The organism is Burkholderia aenigmatica, assembly GCF_902499175.1.
GTDB classification, from domain to species: Bacteria; Pseudomonadota; Gammaproteobacteria; order Burkholderiales; family Burkholderiaceae; genus Burkholderia; species Burkholderia aenigmatica.
The window spans coordinates 60,146-86,570 of record NZ_CABVQC010000028.1 but is presented as its reverse complement, the minus strand read 5'-3'; the positions used below and the strand labels follow the sequence as shown (position 1 = coordinate 86,570).

At 66.5% G+C, this 26,425-nt stretch carries 28 protein-coding genes; 17 read left to right on the top strand and 11 right to left on the bottom strand.

The features are described from left to right. Nucleotides 1–2 precede the first annotated feature (2 nt). Together BDO18943_RS21045 and BDO18943_RS21040 are read right to left on the bottom strand one after the other, a co-directional pair. On the bottom strand, nt 3–1,742 hold the full coding sequence (locus tag BDO18943_RS21045; RefSeq protein WP_175023875.1) for a fumarate reductase/succinate dehydrogenase flavoprotein subunit: 1,740 nt from the start codon (nt 1,740–1,742) through the stop codon (nt 3–5). Then, a complete protein-coding gene (locus tag BDO18943_RS21040; protein WP_175023874.1) occupies nt 1,739–2,509 on the bottom strand; it encodes a GntR family transcriptional regulator in 771 nt (256 codons plus the stop codon). The genes BDO18943_RS21045 and BDO18943_RS21040 overlap by 4 nt, the downstream gene beginning before the upstream one ends. Nucleotides 2,510–2,807: 298 nt before the next feature. On the opposite strand from BDO18943_RS21040, the gene BDO18943_RS21035 reads away from it, so the two are divergent. Further along, a complete protein-coding gene (locus BDO18943_RS21035) occupies nt 2,808–4,028 on the top strand; it encodes an MFS transporter (protein ID WP_175023873.1) in 1,221 nt (406 codons plus the stop codon). 72 nt (nt 4,029–4,100) lie between these two features. On the opposite strand, the gene BDO18943_RS21030 is transcribed toward BDO18943_RS21035, so the two are convergent. Next, complete coding sequence (locus BDO18943_RS21030; protein WP_089450816.1) at nt 4,101–5,183, bottom strand: helix-turn-helix transcriptional regulator; 1,083 nt, start codon at nt 5,181–5,183, stop codon at nt 4,101–4,103. A gap of 500 nt (nt 5,184–5,683) precedes the next feature. Here BDO18943_RS21030 and BDO18943_RS21025 point away from each other — a divergent pair, with 500 nt between their 5' ends. The 11 genes from BDO18943_RS21025 to BDO18943_RS20975 all read left to right on the top strand — a co-directional run bounded on the left by BDO18943_RS21025 (nt 5,684) and on the right by BDO18943_RS20975 (nt 14,900). Next, on the top strand, nt 5,684–5,953 hold the full coding sequence (locus BDO18943_RS21025; protein ID WP_175023872.1) for a DUF4148 domain-containing protein: 270 nt from the start codon (nt 5,684–5,686) through the stop codon (nt 5,951–5,953). Between the two features lie 251 nt (nt 5,954–6,204). Beyond that, on the top strand, nt 6,205–6,606 hold the full coding sequence (locus tag BDO18943_RS21020) for a DnaJ family domain-containing protein (RefSeq protein WP_043187968.1): 402 nt from the start codon (nt 6,205–6,207) through the stop codon (nt 6,604–6,606). Next, complete coding sequence (gene tadA / locus BDO18943_RS21015; RefSeq protein WP_175023871.1) at nt 6,603–7,199, top strand: tRNA adenosine(34) deaminase TadA; 597 nt, start codon at nt 6,603–6,605, stop codon at nt 7,197–7,199. The genes BDO18943_RS21020 and tadA overlap by 4 nt, the downstream gene beginning before the upstream one ends. A gap of 108 nt (nt 7,200–7,307) precedes the next feature. Continuing rightward, the gene (gene ldcA, locus BDO18943_RS21010; RefSeq protein ID WP_175023870.1) at nt 7,308–8,246 is read left to right on the top strand and encodes a muramoyltetrapeptide carboxypeptidase; all 939 of its coding nucleotides are present in this window, start codon (nt 7,308–7,310) and stop codon (nt 8,244–8,246) included. Nucleotides 8,247–8,553: 307 nt separating this feature from the next. After that, nucleotides 8,554–9,258 (top strand): GntR family transcriptional regulator, encoded by a 705-nt coding sequence (locus BDO18943_RS21005; protein ID WP_175023869.1) that lies wholly within the window; start codon nt 8,554–8,556, stop codon nt 9,256–9,258. Between the two features lie 150 nt (nt 9,259–9,408). Then, complete coding sequence (locus BDO18943_RS21000; protein ID WP_175023868.1) at nt 9,409–10,893, top strand: NCS1 family nucleobase:cation symporter-1; 1,485 nt, start codon at nt 9,409–9,411, stop codon at nt 10,891–10,893. A gap of 10 nt (nt 10,894–10,903) precedes the next feature. Next, the gene (locus BDO18943_RS20995) at nt 10,904–11,695 is read left to right on the top strand and encodes an aspartate/glutamate racemase family protein (protein WP_175023867.1); all 792 of its coding nucleotides are present in this window, start codon (nt 10,904–10,906) and stop codon (nt 11,693–11,695) included. 148 nt (nt 11,696–11,843) lie between these two features. Continuing rightward, nucleotides 11,844–12,797 (top strand): allantoinase PuuE, encoded by a 954-nt coding sequence (gene puuE / locus BDO18943_RS20990; RefSeq protein ID WP_043187981.1) that lies wholly within the window; start codon nt 11,844–11,846, stop codon nt 12,795–12,797. Next, the gene (uraD, locus tag BDO18943_RS20985) at nt 12,794–13,315 is read left to right on the top strand and encodes a 2-oxo-4-hydroxy-4-carboxy-5-ureidoimidazoline decarboxylase (RefSeq protein WP_043187984.1); all 522 of its coding nucleotides are present in this window, start codon (nt 12,794–12,796) and stop codon (nt 13,313–13,315) included. The genes puuE and uraD overlap by 4 nt, the downstream gene beginning before the upstream one ends. Nucleotides 13,316–13,377: 62 nt before the next feature. Further along, nucleotides 13,378–14,391, top strand: a complete 1,014-nt coding sequence (gene alc, locus BDO18943_RS20980; protein ID WP_043187987.1) for an allantoicase — start codon at nt 13,378–13,380, stop codon at nt 14,389–14,391. Beyond that, nucleotides 14,388–14,900 (top strand): ureidoglycolate lyase, encoded by a 513-nt coding sequence (locus BDO18943_RS20975; RefSeq protein WP_175023866.1) that lies wholly within the window; start codon nt 14,388–14,390, stop codon nt 14,898–14,900. Before alc ends, BDO18943_RS20975 begins: the two co-directional genes overlap by 4 nt. Nucleotides 14,901–14,959: 59 nt before the next feature. On the opposite strand, the gene BDO18943_RS20970 is transcribed toward BDO18943_RS20975, so the two are convergent. Continuing rightward, nucleotides 14,960–15,949 (bottom strand): LysR family transcriptional regulator, encoded by a 990-nt coding sequence (locus BDO18943_RS20970; protein ID WP_175023865.1) that lies wholly within the window; start codon nt 15,947–15,949, stop codon nt 14,960–14,962. A 151-nt stretch (nt 15,950–16,100) separates the two neighbouring features. On the opposite strand from BDO18943_RS20970, the gene BDO18943_RS20965 reads away from it, so the two are divergent. Next, a complete protein-coding gene (locus BDO18943_RS20965; RefSeq protein WP_043187994.1) occupies nt 16,101–16,505 on the top strand; it encodes a RidA family protein in 405 nt (134 codons plus the stop codon). A 26-nt stretch (nt 16,506–16,531) separates the two neighbouring features. On the opposite strand, the gene BDO18943_RS20960 is transcribed toward BDO18943_RS20965, so the two are convergent. Then, a complete protein-coding gene (locus BDO18943_RS20960; protein ID WP_175023864.1) occupies nt 16,532–17,347 on the bottom strand; it encodes an aminotransferase class IV family protein in 816 nt (271 codons plus the stop codon). 134 nt (nt 17,348–17,481) lie between these two features. Here BDO18943_RS20960 and BDO18943_RS20955 point away from each other — a divergent pair, with 134 nt between their 5' ends. Next, nucleotides 17,482–18,402, top strand: coding sequence for a LysR substrate-binding domain-containing protein (locus BDO18943_RS20955; protein ID WP_175023863.1), 921 nt, complete (start codon nt 17,482–17,484; stop codon nt 18,400–18,402). Nucleotides 18,403–18,480: 78 nt separating this feature from the next. After that, on the top strand, nt 18,481–18,891 hold the full coding sequence (locus BDO18943_RS20950; protein WP_175023862.1) for an ACT domain-containing protein: 411 nt from the start codon (nt 18,481–18,483) through the stop codon (nt 18,889–18,891). A gap of 99 nt (nt 18,892–18,990) precedes the next feature. Here the strand turns inward: BDO18943_RS20950 and BDO18943_RS20945 are convergent, their stop codons facing one another. Both BDO18943_RS20945 and uraH read right to left on the bottom strand, forming a co-directional pair. Continuing rightward, nucleotides 18,991–20,184 carry a urate hydroxylase PuuD gene (locus tag BDO18943_RS20945; RefSeq protein WP_043188007.1) on the bottom strand — a complete coding sequence of 398 codons (1,194 nt, stop codon included), beginning with the start codon at nt 20,182–20,184 and terminating at the stop codon, nt 18,991–18,993. Nucleotides 20,185–20,234: 50 nt separating this feature from the next. Beyond that, on the bottom strand, nt 20,235–20,588 hold the full coding sequence (gene uraH / locus BDO18943_RS20940; protein ID WP_011352401.1) for a hydroxyisourate hydrolase: 354 nt from the start codon (nt 20,586–20,588) through the stop codon (nt 20,235–20,237). Between the two features lie 512 nt (nt 20,589–21,100). Between uraH and BDO18943_RS20935 the strand changes: the two genes are divergently transcribed. Then, nucleotides 21,101–22,513: an 8-oxoguanine deaminase gene (locus tag BDO18943_RS20935; RefSeq protein WP_175023861.1), complete on the top strand. Its 1,413-nt coding sequence runs from the start codon at nt 21,101–21,103 to the stop codon at nt 22,511–22,513. Between the two features lie 104 nt (nt 22,514–22,617). On the opposite strand, the gene BDO18943_RS20930 is transcribed toward BDO18943_RS20935, so the two are convergent. Then, the gene (locus BDO18943_RS20930) at nt 22,618–23,547 is read right to left on the bottom strand and encodes a LysR substrate-binding domain-containing protein (RefSeq protein WP_006490213.1); all 930 of its coding nucleotides are present in this window, start codon (nt 23,545–23,547) and stop codon (nt 22,618–22,620) included. A gap of 221 nt (nt 23,548–23,768) precedes the next feature. Then, nucleotides 23,769–23,978 (bottom strand): dodecin, encoded by a 210-nt coding sequence (locus BDO18943_RS20925; protein ID WP_011352399.1) that lies wholly within the window; start codon nt 23,976–23,978, stop codon nt 23,769–23,771. A 135-nt stretch (nt 23,979–24,113) separates the two neighbouring features. Here BDO18943_RS20925 and BDO18943_RS20920 point away from each other — a divergent pair, with 135 nt between their 5' ends. After that, nucleotides 24,114–25,022, top strand: a complete 909-nt coding sequence (locus tag BDO18943_RS20920; RefSeq protein ID WP_175023860.1) for an NAD(P)-dependent oxidoreductase — start codon at nt 24,114–24,116, stop codon at nt 25,020–25,022. Nucleotides 25,023–25,088: 66 nt separating this feature from the next. On the opposite strand, the gene BDO18943_RS20915 is transcribed toward BDO18943_RS20920, so the two are convergent. Both BDO18943_RS20915 and mscL read right to left on the bottom strand, forming a co-directional pair. Further along, a complete protein-coding gene (locus BDO18943_RS20915) occupies nt 25,089–25,535 on the bottom strand; it encodes a hypothetical protein (RefSeq protein ID WP_027784713.1) in 447 nt (148 codons plus the stop codon). A 333-nt stretch (nt 25,536–25,868) separates the two neighbouring features. Further along, nucleotides 25,869–26,300, bottom strand: coding sequence for a large conductance mechanosensitive channel protein MscL (gene mscL / locus BDO18943_RS20910; protein ID WP_006487991.1), 432 nt, complete (start codon nt 26,298–26,300; stop codon nt 25,869–25,871). Between the last annotated feature and the right edge of the window lie 125 nt (nt 26,301–26,425).

Here is a 26,425-nt window from a genome sequence, read left to right as displayed (position 1 = left end):
CCTCAGAGGGCGGCCGCGGGCGCGGCCGGTTCGCGGATGCGCAGATGCGCGTAGGCGCTGCGCTCGTCGTCGGCGAGCGGCACGACGTAGGGTTCGACCGCTCGCTTCTCGCTGCGCATCGCGCCGTCGGCGCCCTTGCGCAGCCACGTGTGGCAGAACCACTCGGCGTCGTTGCGCTGCGGAAAGTCGACGCGATGGTGGTACAGCCCCCAGCGGCTCTCGGTGCGGAACAGCGACGCGCGCGCGGCCATTTCCGCACAGTCGCGGATCGCCCGCACCTCGGCGGCGCGCATCAGTTCATGCGGATGATCGGCTTTGATCGATTCGATATCCTCAGTAATGGCGTCGAAACGTTGAAGCCCGATTTCCATCTTGCGCGTCACCTTCGGCGGCTGCAGATAGTCGTTCACCATGCGACGCAGCTTGTATTCGACCTGCGCCGGCGCCAGGCCGCGCTCGCGCAGCAACGGGGCAAGCACGCGGGTGCGCTCGGCGGCGACCTGTTCGTCGTCCACCGGCGCATGCGCGCGGCCGGCAACGTAGTCGGCCGCATTCTGCCCGGCAAACCAGCCGTACGTAAACGCACCGAGCATGTAGTTGTGCGGGACGGCCGCCATGTCACCGGCCGCATAGAGCCCCGGTACGGTCGTCTCCGCGCGTGCGTTCACGTACACGCCGGATGCGCTGTGGCCACTGCAGAAGCCGATCTCGGAGATGTGCATCTCGACCATCTGCTGCCGGTAGTCGGTGCCGCGCCCCGCGTGGAAGCGGCCGCGGCTCGGCCGTTCGTTCGTATGCAGGATCTGCTCGATGGTCTGGATCGTTTCTTCCGCGAGATGGTCGAGCTTCAGGAACACCGGGCCGTTGCCGCTTTGCAGTTCCTGGTAGAACTCCCACATCATCTGGCCGCTCCAGTAATCGCATTCGATGAAGCGTTCGCCCTTGCCGTTCGCGGTGAAGCCGCCGAGCGGGCCCGTCACGTATGCGCACGCGGGGCCGTTGTAGTCCTTGATCAGCGGATTGATCTGGAAGCACTCGAGGTTCGCGAGCGCGGCGCCCGCGTGATAGGCCATCGCGTAGCCGTCGCCTGCGTTGGTCGGGTTCTCGTAGGTGCCCATCAGGTAGCCCGAAGCCGGCAGGCCGAGCCGGCCGGCCGCGCCGCAGCAGAGGATCACGGCCTTCGCACGGATCACGTGGAACTCGGCCGTGCGGCAGTCGAAACCGAGCACGCCGCTCGCGCGGCCCTGCGCATCGGTCAGCACGCGCGTCACGACGATCCGGTTCGTGATCGCGATGCGTGCGCGCTTCAGTTGCCGGTACAGCACCTTCTTGATGTCGTGGCCTTCGGGCATCGGCAGCACGTATGCGCCCATGTGATGGACCTTCTTCACCGCGTAGTCGCCGGTGCCGTCCTTCTCGAACTTCACGCCCCAGCGGTCGAGCTGCTCGATCGTCGCGAAGCTGTGCCGCGCATACGCATGCACGGCTTCCTGGTCGACGATCCCGTCGTTGGCGATCGTGATCTCGCGCGTGTACTGCTCGGGTGTCGCGTGCCCGGGGATCACCGCATTGTTCAGGCCGTCCATTCCCATCGAGATCGCGCCGCTGCGCTTCACGTGCGCCTTTTCGAGCAGCAGCACGCGCAGCGACGGGTCGCGCTCCTTCGCCTTGATTGCCGCCATCGGGCCGGCCGTGCCGCCGCCGACCACGACGATGTCGTATTCGAGCACATGAGTAGTCATCGTTGTGTCCTTGCAGGTTTGCGCGGTTTCTGGCGGTCGATGCGCAGCCGGTACTGGAAGGCGTCGCCGCGGAAGTACAGGTATTCGAAGTCGATCGGTGCGCCCGATGCGTCGTGCGTGAGGCGCTCGATGCGCAGCACGGGGCTGCTTTCCTCGACATGCAGCGCATCGACGATCTCGTCGTCGGCGAGGATCGCGTCGATCGACACGTCGGCATGGCCGAGCGGGATGCCGCAGTCGTTTTCCAGGACCAGGAAGATGTCGCGGGTCGCGAGATCGGCGCCCGCGAGGCGCTTGCCGAGGGCTTCGGGCACCCAGGTCTGTTCGAGCGACACCGGCTCGCGATTCAGCAGCCGCACGCGATGAATCTCGACGAGCGGCGCGCCTTCGGGCACGTTCAGCTTGGTCGCGAGATGGCGGTCGGCCTTGACGGTGCGGAAACTGCGCACCTGGTTGACGATCTCGTAGCCCATCGACGACATCGCCTCGGCGAAGCCCTGCAGCGACGTCACGTTCTGGAACGCCTTCGGCTTCGACACGAAGGTGCCCTTGCCGTGCAGCTTGAACAGCAGTCCTTCCTTCTGCAGATCGCCGAGCGCCTGGCGCACCGTGATACGGCTGACGTCGAACATCGCGCAGAGTTCGTGTTCGGAAGGCATCCGGCTGTGCGGCGCATAGGTGCCGTCGAGAATCCGCGCGCGCAGGGTGTCCTTGATCTGCACGTAGAGCGGGGCCATCGACAGCGGCACGACGTTGGGTGAAGTCATCGGTCAACTTGTTATGACAAGATTGATCGAGTGTAGTCAGCGCGCTCGCGGGTCCCAACCAACGATTTCTGATTTGAACTTTCCGATTCCGGAAAAGCGCGCCGGCAGGGGACAGACCAAACGGACGATCCGCCGGTTGCGGGCGGAGCGGAGCGGCGGACCATAAAAATTCGCCGGCGCGTGTTCCGCGCCTGTCGATTTCCCGATGCGTCGCCCGTCGTATCCATGTCGACCGGACATGGCGCCACGCGGGTAGCACCCGGTCCCGGGCATTGCCGTAACGAAAAGGAGGCACGCCATGCCGGATTCCCGATACCGCTGGGTGATCGTCGCCGCAGGCGGCCTGATGGGCTGCATCGCGGTCGGCGCGATGTTTTCGCTGCCGGTGTTCCTGCGTGCGATCGCACGCGACACCGGCTGGTCGATGACCGGCATTTCCGGCGCGATGACGCTCGGCTTCATCGCAATGGCCTTCGCGAGCATGGGGTGGGGCAGCCTGTCGGATCGCATCGGCACGCGCCCGGTCGTCATGACGGGCGCCGTCCTGCTGTCGGCGAGCCTGGCGCTGGCGAGCCGTGCGCCGTCGCTGCTCGCGTTCCAGCTGACTTTCGGCCTCGCCGTCGGTGGCGCGACGGCCGCGATATTCGCGCCGATGATGGCGTGCGTGACGGGCTGGTTCGACACGCACCGCAGCCTGGCGGTGTCGCTCGTGTCGGCCGGGATGGGGATGGCGCCGATGACGATGGCCCCGCTGGCCGCGTGGCTCGTGTCGGTGCGCGACTGGCGCACGTCGATGCTGCTGATTGCGGTGCTGGCGGCCGTCGTGATGATTCCGGTGTCGCTGCTGGTGCGCCGGGCGCCCGCGCTCGACGGTGCGCCTGCGGCCCCGGTGGCCCCTGCACCGGCGGACGAGCCTGCGGCGATGTCGGTCATGGATGCGCTGCGTTCGCCGCCGTTCATCGTGCTGCTGCTGACCAACTTCTTCTGTTGCGCGACGCATTCGGGCCCGATCTTCCACACGGTCAGCTACGCGGTGACGTGCGGGATCCCGCTGACCGTCGCGGTATCGATCTACAGCGTCGAAGGGCTCGCCGGCATGGGCGGCCGGATCGTGTTCGGGATCCTGGGCGATCGCATCGGCGCGAAGCGCATGCTGGTGGCCGGGCTGCTCGCGCAGGCGCTCGGTGCGCTCGGCTATGGCTTCGTGCGCACGCTCGACGGGTTCTACGTGATCGCGACGCTGTTCGGCTTCGTCTATGCGGGCGTGATGCCGTTGTATTCGGTGCTCGCGCGCGAGAATTTTCCGCAGCGGATGACGGGCACGGTGATCGGTGGCTGCGCGATGGCTGGCGGCCTCGGCATGGCCGCGGGGCCCGTCGCGGGCGGCCTGATCGTCGATGCGTCCGGCAGCTACCGCTGGCTCTACATCGGTTCGTGCGCGATCGGCATCGGTGCATGCCTGATCGCATGGATGTTTCGTCCGTTTCCGCAAGCGCGGCCGATGCGGGCAGCCGCATGACTGTGGTTCGACCATGCGCCGCGTGTCGAGCGGAACATGTGAACCGATCAGGAAAACGAACGATATGCCGCGCTAGTCGTGCGAGCCGGCCCGGAACACGCTGCGCAATTCGTCGTGGTTGTGCACGTTGAGCTTGCGATAGATCTTGCGCACGTGATCGATGACCGTGCTGTTGCGCAGCGCGAAGCCGCTCGCGATCTCGCTGTGAGAGCGGCCGAGCACGAGCTGCGTGCAGAGTTCGCGCTGGCGTTCGGTCAACCCGAATTCGAAGCCGAGCCGTTCGATCTCCAGTTCGAGCGGCGGAAAATGTTCGATGTAGATCACGATGGAGAAATCGCGCTGCACGGGGCGTGCGTCGGCGAGGCGATAGGCCTTGAAGCGAAAGCGGCCGGCGGTATTGCGGCGCTCGAGCGTCGCGGGTGGCGCAGGGTGTCCGCGCCAGATCCGGTTGACGTTCGACAGCAGCGGGGCGAGCCAGTCCGGCAAGTGGTCGTGACGATAGAACGCGAGCGGTTCGCCGGTCGCGAGCGACAGCATCCGGATGCTCTCCGTGTTGTGCAGCAGGAGCCGGCCGGCGCCATCGACGACGACGATCGCGGACAGGCTGCCTTCCGCCTCGTGCAGCGGCAGTTGCGCGGGCCGCGACAGCGCGTGCGCGAGATGTCTGGCGACGGGTTCGATGTCGCGATGATTCTTTTCCGAGAACGGACGACTGCCGGGCGCGCGTGACAGCTGCAGGCTGCCCCAGCCGCGCGTGCCGTCCGTCGCGGTCAGTTCGAGACAATGACGCATCGAGGTCGGCTGCCACAGGTCCGCATACATCTCGCTCGACAGCAGCTCGTCGTCGTAGTGCGCGCTGTTGACGAAACCGCGGCCGCGGCGCATCGCGTCGGAGAACGTGACGCCGAGCACCTCCTGCCGGGCGGTGTTGTGCACGTTCATGAAGTACGACGGCAATACCGTGTAGACCGTGTCGTTCTCGCTGTAGACGTCCGACAGCGCGTAGTGCTCGTCGGCGTAGAAGAACATGCCCCAGTCGGCACCGACGATGTGTCGTGCGGCTTCAATCACATGAGGAATGACGAGGCGCGGCTCGACGCCGAGCGAACAGAGTCGTCGAATGTGACTCGCCAGCGCGACGTGCTTGTCGGACATGAAGACGCTCCTCGAGCGTGCATCGGACTCGCGCGCCGCGTCGTGGTGACGTGGCCGATTGCACATGCGCCGTCCTGTCTGTCCAGCTTAGACGCCCAACATGACAACGACCGAAATTACCCCCTTTCAAGGGGGCGTCAAAGCGGCACGTGGTTTCTATCATTGCTCCATTCCAGTTGTATTCACGTGACGAACATGCCGTTGCATTCGGCGTGCGGCATTCGTCCGATGCAACGTGAATGCAACCGGAATATCCGATTCGCGATGCGGCGGGATGCGCGAGCCACACAACTCGAAACGCGCAATGTGGCCGCAGCACGAAATCGCGCATGTCGATGCGCCAGCCCCGGGGGGAAACAGAGGGATTGCCAGCAAGGATCGACGTTGCGTGCACGCCGGATACGACGGCACGCGAGCAGGACGTCGAAGTGCGCGGACGGCGGGAAGCCGGCGCCGCCCGCGTCGTTGGGGGGTATTGCAGCTTCATGTGAGGTGCCACGATGAAGACCATGTACAAGGCGGCGCTGGCCGCAATCTGCGTGCTGGGCGCGGTGGGGCTCGCGCAGGCGCAGGAAGGGAGCGCGCCGACGTCGACGCCGCCGTCCGATGCCGCGATCAGCGCGACGTCGATGGGCAGCATGCCCGGCGCAGGGTCGCAGGCGGGGAGTCCGACCGCGCTCACGCGAGCGCAGGTACGGAACGAACTGCTGCGCGCGCAGAAGTCGGGCGAACTCGATCGGCTCAACAATCAGTTGTACAACGGACAGTAGCGGCGGACGTGACGACGCGGCCGCAGCGAAGCGGCTGCGTCGACGGCGGCGCCGGGTATCGGCGGCGCGCAGAAATGGGGTGCGACCATGCGTGGTCACGAGCCGGCATGGTCTTAAACGGGGTTGGAACAACGCTCGCGCAAGCACGGCGCGAGCGTGTCGTCAATGGCATATCGAGCATTCGTTCGAAGTGCCTGTCACACGTGCGTCACCCTGCTAGAATTCGGCTGCCGCATTGTTTCGATTGACCGATGAGATTGCTTGACGCCCTGGTCGAACAACGTATTGCCGCTGCTGCCGCGCGGCGCGAGTTCGACGATTTGCCGGGTACCGGCGCGCCACAGGCGCTGGATGACGACCTGCTCGTACCCGAGGAGGTGCGGGTGGCCAACCGTATCCTGAAGAATGCGGGCTTCGTGCCGCCGGCCGTCGAGCAATTGCGCGCGCTGCGCAACCTGCACGACGAAGTGCAGGCGGTCAGCGACCGTGCCGCGCGGTGCCGGCTGCAGGCGAAGATCCTCGCGCTCGACATGGCGCTCGAATCGCTGCGCGGTGGCCCGATGGTGATGCCGCGCGACTACTGCCGGCGCATCGCGGAACGCCTGTGCGAGCGCGGGCTCGACGAAGCGTCCGCCGAAGCGGGGCCGATGTGACGTCCGACGCGCTGCACGACGCAGCCGGGTCGGCGGCCGCTCCGGCGGCCGAATCTACCGCCGATTCTCCCGTTCCCGAAGCCGCGCCCGTATCGGCGCGCGACCTGCATTTCATGCGTCTTGCGCAGGCCGCCGCCGAAGAGGCGCGCGCGGCCGGCGAAGTACCGGTCGGTGCGGTGCTCGTGCGCGGCGACGAAGTGATCGCACGCGGCTTCAACCATCCAATCGGCGGGCACGACCCGTCGGCCCATGCGGAAATGGCCGCGCTGCGCATGGCCGCGCAGCATCTGCAGAATTACCGGATGCCCGGCTGCGAGCTGTACGTGACGCTCGAGCCGTGCCTGATGTGCGCGGGCGCGATCATGCATGCGCGCATCGAGCGGGTCGTCTACGGCGCCGCCGACCCGAAGACGGGCGCCTGCGGCAGCGTGATCGACGCGTTCGCGAATCCGCAGTTGAATCACCATACCGAAGTGACCGGTGGCGTGCTCGCCGACGAGTGCGGTGCCGCGTTGAAGTCGTTCTTCGCCGAGCGCCGTCGTGCGCTGCGCGAAGCACGGCTGGCCCGCGACGCCGAATCCGGCACGTCATAGGCGCGCCCGCCGCGCGTGTCGCCCGGCGCGAGCCGGGCGTCCACGGTTCCGTGAACCGGAGACGGTTCAGGCCCTCTAAGCAGGTTTGACGACCCGACACCCTTCGCCATGTCCTTCCAGCCCGCCGCGTCCTACACCATCCGCCTGCTTGCGCCGTCCGGCTATCCGCACGACCCCGACGCGATCAATCGTGCGCTCGAGCGCCTCAGCACCGCGCAGCACCGCGTCGAGAACATCGAGGCGACGCAGCGGCGCTTCCAGCGGTTCGGCGGCACCGACGGCGAGCGGGCGGGCGACCTGAACCGCCTTGCCGATCCCGAACGGCCGCTGCCGGACATCGCGCTCGCGGTGCGCGGCGGTTACGGTGCCGCGCGCATTCTGCACGGGCTCGACTATCGCGGGCTCGAACGCAGGCTGCGCGACCAGCCGGTCGCGCTCGTCGGCCACAGCGACTTCACGGCACTCCAGCTCGCGCTGTACGCGAAGGCGCGCATCAAGACGTTCGGCGGCCCGATGCTGTCCGCCGACTTCGGCGCGGAAACGCCGAGCGATTTCACGATGCAGCACTTCTGGCAGACGCTGACGCAGCCGAGCACGACGATCATCGCCGAAGCGCCGCAGGTGCAGACCGTCAACGTGACGGGCACACTGTGGGGCGGCAACCTCGCGATCCTCACGTCGCTCGTCGGTACGCCCTACATGCCCGACATCGAAGGCGGCATCCTGTTCATCGAGGACGTCAACGAACAGCCGTTCCGGATTGAACGGATGATCTATCAACTGCACCTGTCGGGGCTGCTCGCGCGCCAGCAGGCGCTCGTGCTCGGCCAGTTCACCGGCGCGCGGCCGTTCGAGTACGACAACGGCTACGACATGCAGGCGATGATCGAGCAGGTGCGTGCGGTGGTGGGGATTCCGGTCGTCACGGGGCTCCAGTTCGGCCATGTGCCCGACCTGCTGACGCTGCCGTTCGGCGCGCAGGCGCAACTGGTCGCGAATGCGCACGGTTTCCGGCTCACGCTGTCGGACTATCCGCATCTCGGCTAAGGCGGGCGCGATCGAGCGAAAGGCGGGTTTCCCGCCTTTTTCTTTATGTAAGTGCGCAACTAACGGTCTATATTTTTCGTCGACACCAGCAGGGTCCAAACCGGATCTTGCACCAGTTTTGTCAACAAAATAGCCGGAAGGGTATACGACGAGAATGGCCTCTGTCTTGCGTCTTGTCCTTGTCGTGCCTGGATTCTGCCCATCGTGCACCGAACGGGGTCGCATCGATGCACGCCGATTGTGCGCAATGCCGGAAAAGAATTGTTGACAATCTTTATGTCCGCCCTAGGATGAGGATCATCACACGATGCCGATCATGAACGAGCCCGAATCCCACCCGTCCGGTGCAGCCAGTCCCGAAGCGATCGCCGAGCGGATCCGCACGGCGATCCTCGAGCATCGGCTCGCGCCCGGCGCGAAGCTGACGGAGGCGCAGCTCTGCGATGTGTTCAACGTGAAGCGCGGGGCGATCCGCCAGGCGCTCGCGCAGCTCGCAACCGACAAGCTGGTCGATCTCGAGCCGAACCGCGGTGCGTTCGTCGCGAGCCCGACGCTGCAGGACGTGCACGAGGTGTTCGAGATGCGCCGGATCATCGAGCTCGCCGTGGTCGAGCGGCTCGCGACCGGGCCCGGCGCGAAGCGGCTGAAAGGGGTCGCCACGCTGATCGAGAAGGAACGCAAGGCATTCGAGCGGCACGACTTCGCCGCCTGGATCCGCCTGTCGGGCGAATTCCACACGACGCTTGCCACGCTGATGGGCAATGCGACGCTCAGCGAGTGCCTCGAAGGGCTCGTCGCACGCTCGACGCTGATGTCGGCGCTGTACGAATCGCACGGGCGCAGCCCGTGCTCGTGCGACGACCACGACGAGATCCTCGGCGCGCTGGAGGCGGGGGATCCGAAGCGGGCGGTGACGCTGATGGCGCACCACCTGCAGCATGTCGAACTGAAGATGCTGGACCGGCCCGCGCAAGGGCAGGTCGATTTGCGCGAAGTGTTCGGCGGCGCCTGAGCGGCGACGCGAACCCGGCCGCGCGCCACAAGAACGAGCGAAATGCAGGCCCGCGGTGTTTGCCGCGGGCCGCTGGTCCGACTCCGGGCGTCGATCCGGAGCGATATCGATGACGGTGGAGCGGCCGCGCGGCCGCGTCAAGGAGAAGTCATGGCTCAGTTCAGTGTGGCGCACGACAGCGCCTATCCGGCGGAAGAAGGCGGGGAGGGCGGCGATCCGACGCTGCCGAATGGTTACAGCGAACGTCTGTACAACGAAGATTTGGCACCCCTGAAAAATCAGACATGGGGTTCGTACAACATCTTCGCGTTCTGGATGTCGGACGTGCACAGCGTCGGCGGCTACGTGTTCGCAGGCAGCCTGTTCGCGCTCGGGCTGACGAGCTGGCAGGTGCTGATCGCGCTGATCGTCGGGATCGGTATCGTGAACCAGCTGTGCAACCTGATCGCGCGGCCGAGCCAGCAGGTCGGCGTGCCGTATCCGGTCGCGTGCCGCGCGACGTTCGGCGTGCTCGGCGCGAACGTGCCCGCCGTGATCCGCGGGCTGATCGCGATCGCGTGGTACGGCATCCAGACCTATCTCGCGTCGAGCGCGCTCGTGATCGTCGTGCTGAAATTCTTCCCGCAATGGCTGCCTTATGCGGATGTCCACCACTACGGCTTCCTCGGGCTGTCGGCGGTCGGCTGGGCCGGCTTCATGCTGCTGTGGGTGCTCCAGGCGTTCGTGTTCTGGAACGGGATGGAGACGATCAAGAAGTTCATCGACTTCGCGGGGCCGGCCGTCTACGTCGTGATGTTCATCCTCGCCGGCTACATGGTGTGGCGCGCGGGCTGGCGCAACATCGGCATCAATCTCGGCGGCGTGAAATACCACGGCGCGGAAGTGATTCCGGTGATGATCACGGCCGTGTCGCTGGTCGTGTCGTACTTCTCCGGGCCGATGCTGAATTTCGGCGACTTCTCGCGCTACTGCCGTTCGTTCGGCGAAGTGAAGCGCGGCAATTTCTGGGGGCTGCCCGTCAACTTCCTCGCGTTCTCGCTCGTCACGGTGATCACGACGGCCGCGACGCTGCCGGTGTTCGGCGAACTCATCACCGATCCCGTCGAGACGGTCGGCCGCATCGACCATCCGACCGCGGTGATCCTCGGTGCGCTGACGTTCACGATCGCGACGATCGGCATCAACATCGTCGCGAACTTCGTGTCGCCCGCGTTCGACTTCTCGAACGTTGCGCCGCGCCTGATCAGCTGGCGCGCGGGCGGGATGCTCGCGGCCGTTGCGTCGATCTTCATCACGCCGTGGAACCTGTTCAACAACCCGGCCGTGATCCACTACACGCTCGACGTGCTCGGTGCGTTCATCGGCCCGCTGTACGGCGTGTTGATCGCCGACTTCTACCTCGTCAAGCGCGGCCGGCTCGTGCGCGACGACCTGTACACGATGTCGGAAAGCGGCACGTACTGGTACACGGGCGGCGTGAACCGCCGTGCGCTCGCCGCGCTGCTGCCGGCCGCGTTGATCGCGATCGTCTGCGTGATGGTGCCGGGCTGGCAAGGCGTCGCGAACTTCTCGTGGTTCATCGGCGCGGGGCTCGGCTTCGTGTTCTACCGGCTGCTCGTGAGCGCGAAGGCCTGAGGAGCGTGCGATGAAGATCCGACTGATCAATCCGAATACGACCCAGCGGATGACCGACGCGATGGGCCGCTGCGCGCGCGAGGTCGCGGCCGCCGGCACGGAGATCGCGGCGGTGAGCCCGCCGATGGGCCCGCCGTCGATCGAAGGGTATTACGACGAGGCGCTCGCGACGCCGGGGCTCCTCGCCGAGATCGTGCAGGGCGAACGCGATGGCTGCGACGCATACGTGATCGCATGCTTCGGCGATCCGGGCCTCTACGCGGCGCGCGAGCTCGCGCGCGGGCCGGTGATCGGCATTGCCGAGGCTGCGATGCATGCGGCGAGCGTGCTCGCGCCGGGCTTCTCGGTCGTCACGACGCTCGCGCGCACCTGCGGGATGGCGTGGCACCTCGCGGAGCGCTACGGGATGAAGCGCTTCTGCCGCAACGTGCGCGCGACCGACGTCGCCGTGCTCGAACTCGACCGGCCGGGCTCGGCCGCGCGCCGGATCATCGTCGACGAATGCCGGCGCGCGCTCGACGAGGACGGCGCCGACGCGATCGTGCTCGGTTGCGCGGGGATGGCCGAGTTTGCGCACGAGATCGAGCAGCAGATTGGCGCACCGGTGGTCGAGGGTGTCACGGCGGCCGTCAAGTGGGCCGAGGCGCTCGTCGCGCTGCGCCTCGCGACCGCGAAGCGCGGCGACTACGCGCGGCCGCTGCCGAAGCGCTATGACGGCGCATTCGCCCGCTTCAGCCCGCCGGACGGGGATGAGGGGGAACCGGTCCCGAATTTGCCGCAACCGCACATACACACCGTCTGACACGCACTATCTGCGCCGCTGTATGGGCGCGTATGGGCGTTTTCGCTACACTGGGCCGTCATCGCATCGGCTTGCGCAGCCAGCCTCCGGCACCCGCGCAGTCGATGCGAACCCATTATTTCAGCGAGCTTTCGCCGCACTTCGAACCATGTCACTCGATCCCAACTATCCTCGCGACCTGATCGGCTACGGCCGCCATCCCGTTCAGGCGAACTGGCCGGGGCGCGCCCGCGTCGCTGTGCAATTCGTGCTGAACTACGAGGAGGGCGGCGAGAACTGCGTGCTGCACGGCGATCCGGGCTCCGAGCAATTCCTGTCCGAAATTGTCGGCGCGGCCGCGTATCCCGACCGCCACATGAGCATGGAGTCGATCTACGAATACGGTTCGCGGGCCGGCGTATGGCGCATCCTGCGCGAATTCGAGAAGCGCGGGATGCCGCTGACGGTATTCGGCGTCGGCATGGCGATCGAACGCCATCCGGAGCTCGCGCGCGCGTTCGTCGAGCTGGGCCATGAAATCGCGTGCCACGGCTGGCGCTGGATCCACTACCAGAGCATGACGCCGGAGCTCGAGGCCGAGCATATGCGCCTCGGGATGGAAGCGATCGAGCGCGTGACGGGCGAGCGCCCGCTCGGCTGGTACACCGGCCGCGACAGCCCCAATACGCACCGCCTCGTCGCCGAATACGGCGGCTTCCTGTACGACTCCGACAACTACGGCGACGACCTGCCGTTCTGGATGGACGTCGACGTGTCGGGCGGCAAGAAGTCGCCGCAACTGATCGTGCCGTACACGCTGGATACGAACGACATGCGCTTTGCGACGCCGCAGGGCTTCAACACCGGCGATCACTTCTTCGACTACCTGCGCGACGCGTTCGACGTGCTGTACGCGGAGGGCGACGAAGCGCCGAAGATGCTGTCGATCGGCATGCACTGCCGGTTGCTCGGCCGGCCGGGCCGGTTCCGCGGGCTGCAGCGTTTCCTCGATCACATCGAGAAGCACGATCGCGTATGGGTGACGCGCCGTGTCGATATCGCGCGTCACTGGCGTGAACATCATCCGTATCAGCCCAATCATCGAAACGAAGGGAAAGCATGAAGGCGATGCGCTACACGTTGGATCAACTGAACACGATGGCGCCGAGCGCATTTGTCGCGGCGCTGTCGGGGATTTTCGAACATTCGCCGTGGGTGGCCGAAGTCGCTGCGGGCGAGCGGCCGTTTGCGAGCATCGACGCACTGCACAAGACGATGTCGGGCGCGGTGGAAACGGGCGGCGAAGTGCGCCAGCTCGCGCTGATCAACGCTCACCCGGAACTGGCCGGCAAGGCCGCCGTGCGTGGCGAGCTGACGGCCGAGTCGACGCGCGAGCAGAGCGGCGCGGGCCTCGACCAGTGCACGCAGGAAGAGTTCGACAAGCTGCTGACGCTGAACCGCACGTATCGCGAGAAGTTCGGCTTCCCGTTCATCCTCGCGGTGCGCGGCTATGACCGGCACGGCATCATCGCGAACTTCGAGTCGCGCGTGAATCATTCGCGCACCGAGGAACTGCGTGCGAGCCTCGACCAGATCTACCGGATCGCGCGCTTCCGCCTCGACGACCTGATTGACGCCTGACACCGCAATACCGCCTGCTGCGTCGCAGCGGCCTGATCGCATCACTGAAACAAGGAAACATCATGGCTGTTCCGCTTCTCGATCCCAACGCCCCCGACTTCACGCGGCGCTACGTGAATCTTGCCGACCCGCGTCTCGGTGCGCAGGCGCTCGAAGCCAGCGACGATTTCTTCGCGCCGAAGGATCGGATGCTGAACCCCGAGCCGGCCGTCTTCATCCCCGGCAAGTACGACGACCACGGCAAGTGGATGGACGGCTGGGAAACGCGCCGCAAGCGCACGACGGGTTACGACTGGTGCATCGTCAAGCTCGCGCGCCCGGGCGTGATCAAGGGCTTCGACATCGACACGAGCCACTTCACCGGCAACTTCCCGCCGGCCGCGTCGATCGAGGCCGCGTTCGTGGCCGACGGTGCGCCGACGCATGCGACCGAGTGGGTCGAGATCGTGCCGTCGACGACGCTGCAGGGCAACAGCCATCACTATGTCGAAGCGAGCGACGCGCGTGCGTTCACGCACCTGCGCGTGAACATCTACCCGGATGGCGGCATTGCACGCCTGCGCGTGTACGGCCAGCCTCAACTCGACTGGGCCGGCGCGAGCGCGACCGAGCAGTTCGATCTCGCGGCGATGGAAAACGGCGGTTACGTGGTGGCCGCGAACAACCAGCACTTCGGCGTCGCGTCGAACCTGCTGCTGCCGGGCCGTGGCGTGAACATGGGCGACGGCTGGGAAACCCGCCGCCGCCGCGAACCGGGCAACGACTGGGCGATCATCGCGCTCGCGCAGCCGGGCGTGATCCGCAAGATCGAAGTCGATACCGCGTTCTTCAAGGGCAACTATCCGGACCGCTGCTCGATCCAGGCCGCGTACGTGTCGGGCGGCACGGACAGCTCGCTGATCACGCAGTCGATGTTCTGGCCCGTGCTGCTCGGCGAACAGAAGCTGCAAATGGACAAGCAGCATTACTTCGAACACGACATCGCATCGCTCGGCCCCGTCACGCACGTGCGACTCAACATCATTCCGGACGGCGGCGTGTCGCGCCTGCGTCTGTGGGGGACGCTCGACAAATGAAGACGCTTGCCATCGAACCGCTGACCAAGGAAGCGTTCGCGCCATTCGGCGACGTGATTGAAACGGAAGGCGCGAAGCAGATCCCGATCAACCTCGGCACCACGATCCGCTTTCACGATCTCGCGAAAGTCGACGTGACCGATGAAGACGGCCGCACGCTCGTCAACCTGTTCCGCGGCCAGCCGCGCACGCTGCCGTTCGAAGTGAAGATGCTCGAACGGCACCCGCTCGGCAGCCAGGCGTTCGTGCCGCTGAACGACCAGCCGTATCTCGTCGTCGTGGCGCCCACAGGCGATCTCGATCCGGCGAAGATCCGCGCGTTCGTGACGAGCGGGTGGCAGGGCGTCAACTATGCGAAGGGCGTGTGGCATCACCCGCTGATCGCGCTCGGTGGCGTCAGCGACTTCATCGTCGTGGATCGCGGCGGCGACGGCCTGAACCTGAACGAGCAGGACCTGCAGGAATCGCTGTGGCTCACCGACGAGGCGCTGCACGCGCTGACCGCCTGAGTCGCTCGCGTATTCGCGACTGACTGCCTGTCGAAACCCGCGCAATTGGCGCGGGTTTTTTATGTCCGGTCGCTTTCTCGCGATTCAGGTCGCCGCGGTTTGCGCGTGTCGCGCGAACCGTGGCCGCCGCGGCGCCGGTTCGCGACCGGCGCATGCTGCGCCATCAGCTCGGCGACCCAGTCGATAAAGACGCGTAACTTCGCGCTGACGTGCCGGTTCGGCGGGAACGCGACGTACATCGGCATCGGTTCGAGCTGCCATCGCTCGAACAGCGGCACCAGTTCGCCGCGGGCGCGATGCGCGCCGGCCATGTAGTCGGGCAGCCACAGAATGCCCAGCCCGGCGAGACCGGCCTCGAGGTACGCGTTGCCGTCGTCGACCGCGAGCACGTAGCGTCCGCGCACCGTGACCTGCTCGCCGTCGCATGCCATCTCGAACGGCAACGCCTTGCCGGTGCGTGCCCACAGAAAACCGACGATCCGGTGATGCGTGTCCTCCAGCTCGTCCGGATGCGTCGGCGTGCCGGCGCGGGCGAGATAGGCCGGCGACGCGTACACGCCGAGCCGCAGGTCGCCGACACGGCGCGCGACCAGCGCGCGGTCGGTCGGCTCGCCGCCGCGCACGACGCAGTCGACGTTTTCGCCGATTACGTCCACCACGCGGTCGCTCACGCCCATGTCGAGCTGGAGGTCCGGATAACGCGCATGGAACGCGGGCAGCGCGGGGATCAGGATCAGGCGCGCGAACGGGCTCGGCACGTCCACGCGCAGTCGCCCGTGGGGCGACGCGGAGGCCGCGGACAGGCTCGTTTCGGCATCGTCCATGTCGGCCAGCAGCCGCACGACGCGGTCGTAGTACGCGGCGCCGTCCGCGGTGACGACGACCTTGCGCGTCGTGCGGTTGAACAGCTTCACGCGCAGCCGTGCTTCGAGCTGCTGCACGAGTTGCGTGACGGTGGTACGGCTCATGTGCAGCGTGTCCGCCGCCTTCGTGAAACTGCCGGCTTCCACTACGCGGGCGAACGCCTGCATTGCGTCGAATCGATCCATCGGGTTACGGCTCCGCGTCGGTCGGAATTGTTTGGGACGTGCAAACAGTGTTGGACAGGGTTGCCGGTTTATTCGCCGGGCAACGATCCTTAAAGTGCCTTCATCGTTGATGCCGGGGCGGTTGCGCCCCACAAACCGAAGGAGGTGTTGGATGGTAAAGCGTAGCGTGGTTTTCCCGCCCGGTCGCCAGGCGCTGTACGACCGCAACCGCTATTCGCCGGCGCTGCGCTCGAACGGCTTCCTGTTCGTGTCCGGGCAGGTCGGCAGCCGCGAGGATGGCTCGCCCGAGCCGGAACTGGGCGCGCAGGTCCGCCGCGCGTTCGACAACCTGAATGCGGTGCTGCGCGCGGCCGGCTGCACGTTCGACGACGTCGTCGACGTGACGGTGTTCCTCGTTGATCCCGAAGCGACGTTCGAGCGGATCTGGGAGATCGTCCCCGAATACTGGGGCGACGCGCCGCATCCGACGCTGACCGCCGTCGGCGTGACCTGGCTGTATGGCTTCCAGTTCGAAATCAAGGCGATCGCGCGGCTGCCGGAGACGGTCGACGGGTGAGCCGTGCCCAACCCAGGGCCTGCGCGTCACGGTGTGACGGGCGGCTCCTGTTCGTACGCGCGATGCAGCAGCGCGACGAACGGCGATGAGTCGGGTAGCGTCGCCGTGCCGAACCGGCGCACGGCGATCCCGGGCGTCCACGAATTCATCACGACGGCGCCGGCCAGCGACGGCAGGTCGGCCGGCGTCAGTTCGCGATCGTGCTGCGCGACGCCCAGGCGTGTCAGTTGCCGGCGCAGGATCCCCATCGTGACGCCGCCGAGCATGCCGGCCACCGGCCACACGACCGCATCGCCGGTCCAGAACGCCAGATTCCAGATCGAGCCTTCGCTGATGCGCCCGTGGCGATCGACGAAGGCCGCATCGTCGAAACCCTGCGCGATCGCGCGGCGCAGGAAGTGTGTTTTCGCGACTTCGCCGACGTGCTTGATGTCCGGCAGCACGCGCTCGTGTTCGAACGGCGCAAGATCGAGCGAGCCCGCCGGACCCGACGACGGCGCGGCGGTGCGGACCAGCACGTCGAGCGCTTCGTCGTCGCGCGGCGCGACGAATTCGCCCGTCGTCGCATGCACGGTTGCCGTCAGCGACAGCGCAGCCGGCGCGCGATCGAGCGCGGCGCGCAGGAGCGTGCGAATCCGGTCGTCGGGCAGCGCCTGGCCGAACAGCGCGTTCGACGCATCGCGCAACCGCGCGAGATGCAGGTCGAGGCCGCGCACGCGGCCGTCGCGCACCTGCATCGCGGTGAAATGCGCATGGCCGGCGAACGCGAGCGCGGCGAGCGCGTCCGGGGTGGCGGCAACGCCGTTGAGCTGGACGACGGACGGGAACGGGGCAACGGTCATCGATGGATCTCCGGGTTCGGTCGCGAGCGGCGGGGGGCTCGCCACATTTTCAAGAAAGCCTATTGTTTGCCGATTGATGGGCGCTTGAAAAACGAGTAGTTTTTGAACGATCATCAAATCCGGTTTGAAGATCGATGGAACGCATGTGGCCCGGTACGCGCGCGCTGAGGACGTTCGATGCGGCGGCGCGGCACCTGAATTTCTCGCGGGCGGCCGACGAGGTCGGACTGACGCCGGCGGCCGTCAGTCACCAGATCAAGGAAATCGAGGCGCAGCTCGAGATGGAGCTGTTCGTCCGCACGAGCCGTAGCATCCAGCTGACACCGGCCGGTGTCGTGCTGGCTGCTGCGGCAGCCGATGCGCTGGCGGGGCTTCAGCGTGCGACCGTGCGGGCACGACGCATCGCGCGGGAGCAGACGGAGCTGCGCGTGTCGGTCGGTGCGCGCTTCGCGACGCACTGGCTGCTGCCGCACCTGCCGCGTTTCAGGGCCGCGCATCCGGCGTTCGAGCTGTCGTTCGACATCACCGACCGGTTGCGCGATTTCGAAGACGACGACGTCGACGTTGCGATCCGCTTCGGCACCGGGCGTTATCGCGACACGTGCGCGCGGCGCCTGTTCGATACGTCGGTCGTCGCGGTCTGCAGCCCGGCGCTGTTGTCGTCCGCGCCGCCGTTGCGCAAGCCGCGCGATCTGCTGCGCCACACGCTTTGCCACGTCGATTGCGAAGTCGACGGCGTGACCTGGCCGCGCTGGTCGGCCTGGATGGCGGCCGCGGGCGTCGACGGTTTCGACGACAGCCGGTGCATCTCGTTTCCGGATTCGAGCCACGTCGTGCAGGCCGTGACGGACGGCACGGCGGTCGGTCTTGCAGAGCCGCACATGATTGCGCGCGATCTCGCGGAAGGGCGCGTCGTGCGGTTGTTCGACGTGAATGTCGAGGTGGCGCCCGGCCTTGCGTATCACGTCGTGTATCCGGAGCGCACGCAGGACGATCCGCGCATCGTCGCGTTGCGCGACTGGCTCGCGGATGAAGTCGCGACGATGCGCGCGTAGCGATGGTGATGGTGGCAGCGCGTGCTATCGTGCCCGCATCGCCACCGCACGATGCCCGACTCCGGGCTTATTCCTCCGATGAGCCAACCTGAAAACGACCTCGCGATCCTGCTGCGCACGATGCAGCCCGAACTGCATCCGGGCGCGTTCGCGTTCGCATCGCTGCGGCCCGATACGAACGTATCGTTATCCGAAGTCATTGCAACGTTCCGAGAAACGGAAGGGCTGACGGTCGTCGTCGACGAGGAGACGGCCGCGCGCCATGGCTGGCCGGTGCTGTTCCGTGCGGCCTGGATCACGCTGACCGTGCATTCCGACCTCGCGGCCGTCGGCCTCACGGCGGCGTTCGCACGTGCACTCGGCGCAGCCGGCATCAGTTGCAACGTGATGGCGGCGGCCTACCACGATCACATCTTCGTGCCGTTCGACGACGGCCCGCGCGCGCTCGATGCGCTGGTCGCGCTCCAGCGCGACGCGATGCGCGGCTGACGCGCGAAGGGCATCCGGCGCACGCAAAAAAAACGGGCCCGTTACCGGGCCCGCGAACGGAGAGGATTGCGCCGTAACCAACATCTAGCGCACGGCGGCTTACTTGTTTGCGCCGCCCTCGAACCAGGCGGCGAGCTTGGTCCGCTCGTCGTCGGTCATGTGCGTGACGTTGCCGATCGGCATCGCCTTCAGGCGCACGGCCTGTTCGTAGATACGCTGCGCGTTCTTCGACACTTCGTCCGGCGTGTCGAACATCACGCCCGCGGGGGCGCTGCCCATCAGCGTCGGCTTTGCCGAGTGGCATTCCACACAGCGTTGCTGCAGAACCGGCATGATGTCGGCGATCACGATCTTCGGCGCGTTGGCAGCTTGCGCTTCCGGCGCGACCGGCTTCGGCATCGTCCAGACCAGCGCGGCCGACAGCAGTGCGACGCCGCCGATCGGCAGGTACCACAGCTGCTTGCCGCGGTGACGCATCACGAAGAACTGGCGGATCAGCGCGCCGGCCAGCATGATCATCACGAGCACGACCCAGTTGAACTTGTTCGTGTAGGTCATCGCATAGTGGTTCGACAGCATCGCGAACACCACCGGCAGCGTGAAGTACGTGTTGTGCACCGAGCGCTGCTTGCCGCGCTTGCCGTAGATCGGGTTCGGCTCTTCGCCCTTGAGCATCTTGTCGACCATCTTGCGCTGGCCGGGGATGATCACGAAGAACACGTTCGCCGACATGATCGTCGCGAGCATTGCACCGACGATCAGGTACGCGGCACGGCCTGCGAAGATGTGGCACGCGAGGTAGGCGGCGGCGACCACGTAGATGCCGACGCAGATGCCGAGCACGCGGTCGTTGGTGCCGAGGATGCGGCACAGCGAGTCGTAGACGATCCAGCCGGCCGCGAGGAAGCCGAGCGCGGAGGCGACGGCGACCACCGGGCCCATGTCGAGCACGCTCTTGTCGATCAGGTACGTGTTCGGCGCGAGCAGGTACAGCACGAAGAACAGCGAGAAGCCCGACAGCCAGGTCGTGTACGACGGCCACTTCGACCAGTGCAGGTCATCCGGCATTTCCGGCGGAGCGACCGTGTACTTCTGCATGTTGTAGAAACCGCCGCCGTGGACGTGCCACAGCTCGCCGAACACACCGCGCTTGCGCTGGTTCGGGTCGGTCGGCGGTTTCAGGCTGTTGTCGAGCGCGACGAAATAGAACGACTCGCCGATCCACGCGATGGCGACGATGACGTGCAGCCATCGCAGCGCGAGGTTCAGCCAGTCGGTGATGAAGCCTTCCATGAAACTCCTCCAGACTCAGATTTTGTCTTGATGTGGGCGCTGATGCGATGTCAGCTGCCGCGATAGGTGCTGTACGACCACGGCGACACGAGCAGCGGCACGTGGTAGTGCGAGCCGGTGTCGGCGATGCCGAAGCGGAGCACGACGCGATCGACGAAACGGGGTTCGGGCACCTTCACGCCGAGCGACGCGAAGTAGTCGCCGGCATGGAACACGAGTTCGTATTCGCCGGCGGCGAGCGCGGCGCCTTCGAGCAGGGGTTCGTCGCAGCGGCCGTCGCTATTGGTCAGCACGGTCTTGATTGCGCGGCGCGATTCGCCGTCCAGCGCGTAGAGGTCCACCTTGATTGCAGCGCCGGGACGGCCGTGCGCCGTATCGAGTACGTGGGTAGTGAGCTTTCCCATTCGCAATTGTCCTTGTGTGAATGCGAGGTTCGGCGGCGACTCGATCCATTGACTGTGCGGCGGATCGAGGCTCCACGTCACGTGGCTACATACCCGTCGGCGAGATTGAAGCGAGCGCCGTGCAGGCATTGTAAAAAGGTTCCCCGCGCAAATACGGGCGCGATATCAAAGATAATGCGCCGCGCATGAGCGGCTGTCGACGGCACGCCGGATACGGCTTTCGGCGGGCGTTTCGGGCCTCCGGCGGGGCGTTGCGCGGCGTACCATATCGAAACCGTGAAACGCGGTATTCCGGATCGCGCATTGTGTGCGGCGCGCGCTTGGGCGATCCTGCCGCCGTGCGCGTCGGCCTTATGGCCCGCGCGTACCCCGAAGACGGCGAGCACGCCGGGTAACCGGGCCAGGGCGTTCGAACGGACGCAGGCACCGGAGCGTGCCGCGACTCAGCGTTCGAACGGCTGTGTGACCGCCTCCAGGATCAGCCCCTGGAAGCAGACCGACGCGGAGAACGCATGAACCTCGAGCAGCACGCTGGCGCACGCGCGCCGAATACCTCCTCATCCCGCCCGAAAACCCTGCTGGTCAAGCACGCCGACGTGCTCGTGACCATGGACGACACACGCCGCGAACTGCGCGACGCGGGGCTCTATATCGAAGACAACCGGATCGTCGCGGTCGGCCCGACCGCCGAGCTGCCCGACACGGCCGACGAAGTGCTCGACCTGCGCGGCCACCTCGTGATCCCGGGGCTGGTGAACACGCACCATCACATGTACCAGAGCCTCACGCGCGCGGTGCCGGCCGCGCAGAACGCCGAGCTGTTCGGCTGGCTCACGAACCTGTACAAGATCTGGGCGCACCTGACACCCGAGATGATCGAGGTGTCGACGCTCACCGCGATGGCCGAGCTGCTGCAGTCGGGCTGCACGACGTCGAGCGATCATCTGTACATCTACCCGAACGGCAGCCGCCTCGACGACAGCATCGGCGCAGCGCAGCGGATCGGCATGCGTTTTCACGCGAGCCGCGGCGCGATGAGCGTCGGCCAGCGCGACGGCGGGCTGCCGCCCGATTCGGTCGTCGAGCGCGAGCCCGACATCCTGCGCGACACGCAGCGCCTGATCGAGACCTATCACGACGAAGGCCGGTACGCGATGCTGCGCGTGGTCGTCGCGCCGTGCTCGCCGTTTTCGGTGAGCCGCGACCTGATGCGCGACGCGGCCGTGCTCGCGCGCGAATACGGCGTGTCGCTGCACACGCACCTCGCGGAGAACGTCAACGACATCGCGTACAGCCGCGAGAAGTTCGGGATGACGCCGGCCGAATATGCGGAAGACCTCGGCTGGGTCGGCCACGACGTGTGGCATGCGCACTGCGTGCAGCTCGACGACGCGGGCATCAGCCTGTTCGCGCGCACCGGCACGGGTGTCGCGCACTGTCCGTGCTCGAACATGCGGCTTGCGTCGGGTATCGCGCCGGTGAAGAAGATGCGTCTCGCGGGCGTGCCGGTCGGCCTCGGCGTCGACGGCTCCGCGTCGAACGACGGCGCGCAGATGGTCGCGGAAGTGCGGCAGGCGCTGCTGCTGCAACGGGTCGGTTTCGGACCCGATGCGATGACCGCGCGCGAAGCGCTCGAGATCGCGACGCTCGGCGGCGCGAAGGTACTGAACCGCGACGATATCGGCGCGTTGAAGCCCGGCATGGCCGCCGACTTCGCCGCGTTCGACCTGCGTCAGCCGCTGTTCGCGGGCGCGCTGCACGATCCGGTCGCGGCGCTCGTGTTCTGCGCGCCGTCGCAGACGGCGTACACGGTGGTGAACGGGAAGGTGGTGGTGCGGGAGGGGCGGCTGGCGACGCTCGACCTGCCGCCCGTCATCGCGCGTCACAACACGCTCGCGCAGGCACTGGTCGAGGCATCGCGCTGAGGGAAGACTGAAGCCGTCCGGCGGCTGCCTTGCCGCCGGGCGTGCCGCCAGCATTCGCCGTGCCGTGCCGTGCCGCGCCGGGACGGCGCGGTCGGTGCGTGCCGTTACGGCTCGATCAGCGTGCGGGTGGCTTCGGCGACGAGGCTGCGCAGCCAGCGCACTTCGTCGGAGTAGTGGCAGCGTTCGTGCCACAGCTGGTAGTACTGCATCGGCGGGAAGTCGAGCGGTGCCGGCACGACCGACAGCGGCAGAAACTTCGCGTAGTGATCGGCGAACAGGCGCGTCGTCGTGAAGATCAGGTCGGACTTCACGAGCACGTAAGGTGCAAGGTTGAAGTACGGCAGCGTGACGACCACGTGGCGCTTGAGCCGTTCGCGCGCGAGATGCACGTCGATCGCGCCGCGCTGGCCGACCGAGTACGGCGTCGGCGCGAGATGCGGTGCGTTCAGGTACTGATCGAGCGTGAGCCCGCCGCGCTTTGCGAACGGGTGCGTGTTGCTCATCAGGCAGACGATTTCGTCGACGAACAGGTTCGACAGGTGCAGCTGCTCGGGCGGTTCGGGCCAGTTGCCGACGACGATGTCGAGCTTGCCGTCTTCCAGCGCGAGCTCGTAGTCGAACGCGGGGCCGAGCGAGTGGAATTCGAGCGTCGCGTTCGGCGCGGCCTGCCGGAAACGCTCGACCACGGTCGGCACGAACAGCACGTTCAGGTAGTCGGGGCAGCCGATCCGGTAGCAGCGGATCGACGTGGCCGGGTCGAAGTTGTGCTGCTGGAACTTGATGCGCTCGATTTCACGCAGCGCGTTCTGCACGGGCTCGAGCAGACGCAGCCCGTATTCGGTCGGCACCATGCCGGATTTGCCGCGCACCAGCAGCGGATCGCCGGTGATGTCGCGCAGGCGCCGCAGCGCGGCGCTGATCGCCGGTTGCGACTGGTTCAGTTTGACGGCCGCGCGCGTGACGCTGCGCTCCATCAACAAGGTGTGCAAGACGCGCAAGAGGTACGTGTCGATCGCCTCGCGTTGCTGACTCATGATATCTCCGTTTTATATGTCTGGGCTGATCGAGGGGGCAGGGGGGTATATCGTTTTTAATATGAAGCTGGCCCAGCGTCAAGGGATGGATACCCGCAGACGTCCGCCGGCCGGGCCGCGACGAGGGGCCCGAACGGGGTGCGAAGCGAAGCGCGCGGCGCCGCCCGGACCCGTGTTGCGCGGATCCGGATCGCGGCGCGGCGTGTGATGCGGCGTGCGCGTCAGTCGTCGATGCGCATGCCGACCTTCAGCGTGACCTGCCAGTGAACGACCTGGTCGCCTTCGATGTGGCCGCGTGTTTCGGTCACCTGGAACCAGTGCAGGTTGTGCAGCGTCTTGCCGGCTTTCGAGATCGCGTTGCGGATGGCGTCGTCGCTCGATTGCTTCGACGAACCGGTCAGCTCGATCATCTTGTACACGTGGTCGCTCATGATGCGCTCCCTGGGATATCGGTATGGATGGCCGGTGCAAGCCGTGGTCCCGAAGCGGCGCCGCGCGTGCCCGGCTTCTTGAGTGATAGGTATGATGGGCGGCAAGTTCAACCCATATCGGAGACGAGGAACATCGTGGAAGTCGGATTTTGCGGACCGGGATTGATGGGCGCGCCGATGATTCGGCATTTGCTGGCGGCCGGGTATCGGGTCAGCGTGTGGAATCGCTCGCGCGACAAGGCCGAGGCGCTCGTGAAGGACGGCGCGCAGGTGGTCGGCACACCGCGCGAACTGGCGGAGCGCGTCGAGACGGTATGCGTGTGCGTGCTCGACGGCCGCGCGGTGGGCGACGTCGTGTTCGGCGAGCACGGGCTGCTCTCCGGCGACGCCGCTACGCGTCGCCTGCAGCGCATCGTCGATCATTCGAGCATTCCGCCCGCCGCCACGCGTGATTACGCGGCGCGCGCGGCCGCGCTCGGCGTCGGCTGGGTCGATGCGCCGGTATCGGGCGGCGTGCCCGGCGCGCAGGCCGGCACGCTCGCGGTGATGGCCGGCGGTCGCGCGGCCGATCTCGACGCGGTGCGGCCGCTGATCGACACGTATGCGTCGCGCATCACGCACATGGGCGACGCGGGCGCGGGGCAGACGGCGAAGCTGTGCAACCAGGCGATCGTCACTGCGACGGTGACCGCGATCGCCGAGGCAGTCGGTCTCGCGCAGGCGAGCGGCATCGATGCCGCGCGACTCGCCGAAGCGCTCGCGGGTGGCTGGGCCGATTCAGTGCTGCTGCAGACGTTCGTGCCGCGCATGACCTCGGGCGGTCATGCGCGGGGCGGCCATCCGCCGATCGGCGCGCTCAGCACGTTCCAGAAGGACGTCGATGCAATTGCCGACGCGGCGCGCGACACGGGCGCGGTAATGCCCGTGTCGGCCACCGTGCAGCAGGTGTTGCGGCTCGGCGCCGCGCAAGGGCTCGCCGGCGCCGATTTCGCCGCGTTCATCGACATCGTGCGGCCCGGCAACGGGCGTCAGCAGGTGTCGTGACGGGCAAGCGGGGCGCGTGAATGGCAGATGGGCCGCCCGGAGGCGGCCCATCGAATGGCAGGCGGATCAGCCGAGGGAGCGAGGTGTCGTGTCGCCGGCGTTCTGGCGGCCGAGCCCGCCGCGCAGGCTCGCTTTCGTGCCTGCACCAAACTCGGGCAGGATGCGCGCACGCGCACGGCTGGCAAACACGAGGAAGCCGAAGCCGTTTGCTTCGTACCAATATCCACCGTTCTCGAGGCCGTCCAGCGGCTGCTCGAGCGCGTTGGCGATCGACTCGATGCAGCGCTTGCGCAGCTCGGCAATGGCGGGATAGGGCGGCTGGGCACCGCGCACGCTGCACAGGAGCACGTCGAGACCGGGCAGCACATGCGCGTACAGGACGGGTTCGTCCTGCGCACGGGCGCGGGCAATCTTGGTGTCGAGCTGGGCAAACGGTTTCGAGTGGCGCAATACCGCGAGGAATGACTCCTGGCCATCCTGCTGGGCACGCCGACGTTTTTTCGGGAAGGACATAAACACTCGCCTCAAAAACAATTGCAAGAAATGCGGCACTTTCATGCGACCCACTCCCGGCTATGTACGCCGCATGTCGATCCTTTATAGCACACGAAAATGCTGCCTTCGTGCAGTACGACGATCAATGTCTCCCGTCGACCTGCTCGCCATGATCGACACAGCCAGCGTCTTGGCGCCCGTACTGTCGTTTAGTCTCCATCATAGACCTGCTTTCCCCGCGCGTGCATTCGCCCGTCACAAAAAAGTGAGATAGGCCGCATGCGGCGGTGCATCGCGCACGCAACAAAAAGGCCCGCACGGGGCGGGCCTGGCAGGCGGGGCGCTCGGCGATCAGCGCTGCTTCAGCGAATCGCGGATCTCGCGCAGCAGCACGGTGTCTTCCGGCGTCGCGGCCGGCGCGGCTTCTTCCGGCTTGCGCAGCTTGTTGATGAATTTCACCATCAGGAAAATGATGAACGCGAGGATGACGAAATTGATCGCCACGGTGATGAACGAGCCGTAGCCGAACGCGGCGACACCCGCGGCCTGCAGGTCCTTGAACGAATCGGGATTACCCTTGAACGTCGGAGGGATGGTGCCGAGCAGAACGAACTTGTTCGAGAAATCCAGACCACCGGTCAGCACGCCGATGACCGGCATGATGAGGTCTTTCACGACCGAGTCGACGATCTTCGAGAACGCGCCGCCGATGATCACGCCGACGGCGAGATCCATGACGTTGCCCTTGACGGCGAACTCCTTGAATTCCTTGATGATGCTCATGAGCGGCTTTCTCCTGGTTGGGGCGACGGGAGGCGTGCCGCGACGCGCAGGGATGCAGAGCGTCGAATGAGGGTCGGTGGCACGCCGATGGCCGCATGATAGCGAACGCTCCCCATTGCCGGTAG